The following is a 4,278-nucleotide window of genomic DNA, read 5'->3' as shown; positions in this document are numbered from 1 at the left end:
AGATGCATAGGCTTCGCCGACTTCAAATCAGCTTGCCCCGTTGATCTTCGCGCAGTCCGCACTGGTCGGTTCAATCAGCACGATCAGCGGCAATAGAGTGCGTTCGGTAGCATCCGACCTGGCCTCGCCGGTCGACGCGGACTCTTACGGGCTACGCGAACCCTGCGGTGCTGGACTGCTCGACCACCGCCTGCAGTTGGATCAGGATCAACCAGTTGCCCGGCTCCCGCAGCGAGGTTGCCCGGACTCGGTAACTACCTGGCTCGAGGTCGATACGCAATTGATTGTCGGGCTGGATCTCCGCTCCCGACAATGCTGAGTCGAACAAGATGACAGGTTCTCGGACCTCCCAGACCAGGTCTTCGTCTCTGTCCCATGTGATGTCACGCAGTACACGCCGCGCCAGACTGACTAATTCGTCGTCGGAGCCGGACTGTGCCCCGCGCAGGAACAACCGTTCCGTGGGGAGGTATGTCGTGCGGGCAGGTTGGTCGCCGAGAACCAGGGCGTGCTGGGCGCCGACCTCTATCACACCGATGTACCCTGCGACCGCGCAGGCGCGGCCGTAGTCGCCCCATGTTTCCACCGCCCCGTCGGTGTGTTCGACTCCTTTCCATTGGCCGAGTTCGGATTCAGGCGCAATCAGAAAGGGTCCTCCAGCGGATTCGACCCATGTAAAAGGCATCAGCCTCGCTCGTCAGTCGTTCGCTCGGTTATGGCTTCCAACATTGTGGACCGTCTGGTTCGCGTGCTTCCCAGGCGGCTGCTGCTGCATCAGCGCACGCTCGTCGGCAATAGCGGACGTTCCACCGACCTCGGATCGGCACGGCCAGTTGATCTTCCGATGCCCGCGCTGGCCGGTTCAGTCAGCGTGGTCAGCGGCATAGCGTGCGTTCGCCGACTGGAGTGGCGGCCGGCTCAGAACGCGCGGGTCGCGGCACTACCGGGCCGCAGGAAGTCGCCACCACCAGTGGTTGTCTGGCAGACCAGTCGGAAGAGCACGCTCGGGAACAGGCTCGACCTCGAGCGCACGTTCACGCAATGCCTCATCCATTTCGTCGATGTCCTCACGATCGATGACCTCTAGGACTGCGGGGTGCTCGTCCAGCAGGAATTGAATCGCTGACCGGCGCAGACAGGGTTCGTACCAGCCATCGGTCTGGCAGCGAATCGCATAATTCAAGGCGCCGTAGACGTAGCCGCCCAAACTACGACTATCGGCCACCAACGAACTGACCGTCGCATGATCGTCAGGGGATGGGAATCGCGAGGCCTCATCCCCGGTCATCCCGCAGTACGCTCCGACCAGCGAGGCCATCGCCTCGGCGAAGAGCGAGCATCGAAGCCCGTCCTGCTCCTCGGAACCGATCGTGTCGAGTTCCGATACCTCCCGTAGTTCGACGAGAGCGTCGTTCATCGATTCCCGCGCTGTCGGGAACGAAAAGATGCTCATGACACAGCTCTTCGGCGTTCCGTAACGGGCGATATGGGCCGTCCCGGCGTCAACGATGACGACGGCTTCCATCACCTTGAGTTTGTGCCGGACCGGAACTGTCCGATGGAAGACGAGCTGTCGTGCCCCACCAGGCTGAGTCGGAGCGCTGACCAGCGCGCCATCACGGACCGTTGCGGCCGCGCTGTCGAGAAATGCCAGGATGATCGTCTTGCCGCGTTGTTCAGCACTCGGAACCTCGTCGGCATAGCGCCGGGCATGAGTGGCGGCGACGATCGGCTCGTCGTAGCCCAACTTGTCTGCCACCGCTCGAATGGCGGCGAGAAGCGCTTGGAGGCTGGGATCGAGGTCGACGAGCAGACGTTCGACCGCCATCGAAGCCCCCTCGAGCGACCCAACCTGCCTGGACTCCGTTGGCCGACGTCGTGTCCAACGGGGCAACCTGGGCATCTTGTCGTACCTCTCACGGTTCACAGTGCGGCGTTCTCTTGGTGCCGCAGTCTGTCGAACTCTACGCATGTCGCCAACACGTGAAAGATCTTCATGTGCTGTCGGCATTTCGGTGCTCTGCGGCGACCAACTGGTCCGGAGCACAAGCCGGTTAGCTGGAGACCGCCCTTGCGATGACGCCTCACACAGCGCCGTGTTCCTTAACGGCATGCGCGCCGCGGAACCGGACAGAGACCAGACTCGTCTCGGCCGCCGCACAGCGGGACTGATCCAGGATCCGGTAATCGGCATTATGGTGCGTTCGGCTGCCGACTTGAATCGCGTCGGCTTGTATGCAAGATTTCTGGGATTCATCTGTTTTGGGGAGGGTCCGTGGGATTCGGCGCAGCACTGAAGAGTGCTCTGACACAGTATGTTTCGTTCAGCGGGCGGGCGAGGCGCAGTGAGTTCTGGTGGTTCACGCTGTTCTACTACGGGCTCCTCTTCGGTGCAGCGATGTTTGGCAGAGCGCTCTCGGGGGCTGGCGGCTCGCTCGTGTCGATCCTCTTCCCCATAGTGCTTTTCAGCCTGTTCCTGCCGTCCGTCTCGGTTCGGGTTCGCCGCCTGCACGATGCCGGCTACAGCGGGTGGTGTCTGATGGTTGCCCTGCTCCCCGTTGTCGGTGGTCTGATCCTGCTCGTGTTCTCGTTGCAGGACGGTGTCCCCGGCCCCAACCAGTACGGGCCCGACCCCAAGAACCGCCAGGCCATCGACTACCGCCCACTGGTCGACTACTGAGGTTCGGTCCAGAACGCACGCTCATCGGCAGAAGCGGACGTTCTGCCGACCTCGGATCCGCACGGCCAGTTGATCTTCCGATGCTCCGCGCTGGCCGGTTCGGTCAGCGCGGTATGCGGCAAAGTAGTGCGTTCGAGCGGTAGGCGCTGCTTGTGTCGCGGACCGCGAGAGTCTGTCCCACCGTCACGGCGTATCAGTCAGCGTCTGCCCTTGTGCTCGCCGGGGATTGTCACGGCATGTCGTTACCATCGCCGCCATGCGCATCGATTTCGACCGGACCGCCGAGATAGTTCGTCTGGCAGCAAGTTTCGACTGGTCGTGGTCCGAGGGTGATCTAGACACGTTCTGCGAGACCGCAGGATGGACAATCGATTCGCGGCGTCGGTCCGGCGCAAGTGTCACGACTGACCTTGCACATGATCGTTCGGACGGCGAAGTACTCATACACGACAACCTGATCAATGACATCCACTTCTTCGCCAGTGACGTCGTGGTCGAGTCAGTGGCCGAACCCGATCAGGTAACCCGAAGTCAGTTCTTGCAGTTGGCTGAGCTATTGATTATGCATCTCGGTTCGCCAGTGCCGGGAGAGCCGGCATCGATCGTCGATCGTCTCCGATGGGATCTGCCGAAGCTCGTCGTCATAGCCAGCTTCACGCCTGATGCGATTCACATGAGACTTCGGAATCCCAAGGCTCAGCAAGATGACGACGATTGGGATGCGCACCTGATCGACAGTGCCTACCGTGGCGCGGACCGCCTATCGGCCGCCGAACAGGAACTCGAATCCTGGTGGAGAGAGACTTGGGGGCGGCGCGTTGATCTCCGGTCTCGAGGCAAGGCGCTTGGGCTGCTGTCGGCGGCCGATTTCGGTAGTTGGTCCGAGAGCCATGTCGTGTATGCAATGAGCAAGGTGACGCACTCCATGAACTGGCCTGCGCCAGAACAGGATGCGGTCAGCTTCTTCACCGACAACGGGGACAGCCAACTCGTCGCCCTCAGGTCCGATGAGGACGGAGACAAGTTCGGGTTCGGCGAGTACCAGCTCATCGAGCTGACGTTCTCCATCGACGAAACGGACCGCGATGCGGTGTTCGTCACCGCACTCGATGAATGTGTGCAGTTGCTGGGTGTGCCGGATCTGGTCGGCGGCCCTGAGGCGCAGGCGATCTGGCGCCGCGGTGCCACGATCACCACTCTCGGCCGCGGACTTCGTCCCGCCACAATGTGGCTGCGCATCGAGCCGATGGCCCCCCGCGATGCTGCGGCCCGCGCCGCACGGGAGTACGGATGCTCATGGCTGGCGTGGCCGGACGAATCGAATCGCCGGGATGTGGGAATCATCGGGGAGAAGGAACCGGTGATCGCGGACTTCGCGCAGTTCGAAACCGGCATGGACCGGCTGTTCGAATCGTTGACCTGGGATCTGCCGCCACTGCATCCATACGCGACGTACGTCATCTGGCAACTCACCAGCGCCGAACACACCGACTGGATAGCACAGTGGACCGCCCCGGCTTTGGATGAGACCGAACTACCGATTCTTGTGCTTCATGCTGCCGTCAGTTGCTGACCGCGGCCTTCCCAGAAGACCCGCT

4 protein-coding genes are annotated in these 4,278 nt (G+C 62.0%); 2 read left to right on the top strand and 2 right to left on the bottom strand.

Features of this window, described 5'->3' with window-relative positions; genetic code table 11:
- Positions 1–151 precede the first annotated feature (151 nt).
- Positions 152–685, bottom strand: coding sequence for an Imm21 family immunity protein (locus AB0L60_RS42310; protein WP_364626581.1), 534 nt, complete (start codon positions 683–685; stop codon positions 152–154).
- Between the two features lie 255 nt (positions 686–940).
- The gene (locus AB0L60_RS42305; protein ID WP_364626578.1) at positions 941–1,828 is read right to left on the bottom strand and encodes a hypothetical protein; all 888 of its coding nucleotides are present in this window, start codon (positions 1,826–1,828) and stop codon (positions 941–943) included.
- Positions 1,829–2,275: 447 nt separating this feature from the next.
- On the opposite strand from AB0L60_RS42305, the gene AB0L60_RS42300 reads away from it, so the two are divergent.
- Entirely contained in the window at positions 2,276–2,680 is a 405-nt protein-coding gene (locus AB0L60_RS42300; protein WP_364626575.1) for a DUF805 domain-containing protein, read from the top strand.
- 256 nt (positions 2,681–2,936) lie between these two features.
- Positions 2,937–4,253 (top strand): DUF6301 family protein, encoded by a 1,317-nt coding sequence (locus AB0L60_RS42295; protein WP_364626572.1) that lies wholly within the window; start codon positions 2,937–2,939, stop codon positions 4,251–4,253.
- Positions 4,254–4,278 lie beyond the last annotated feature (25 nt).

Origin of the sequence: Nocardia sp. NPDC051981, from assembly GCF_040680715.1 — a bacterium.
Lineage (GTDB): Bacteria > Actinomycetota > Actinomycetes > Mycobacteriales > Mycobacteriaceae > Nocardia.
The sequence above is the reverse complement of the archived record's forward strand: the minus strand, read 5'-3'. Positions and strand labels throughout refer to the sequence as shown.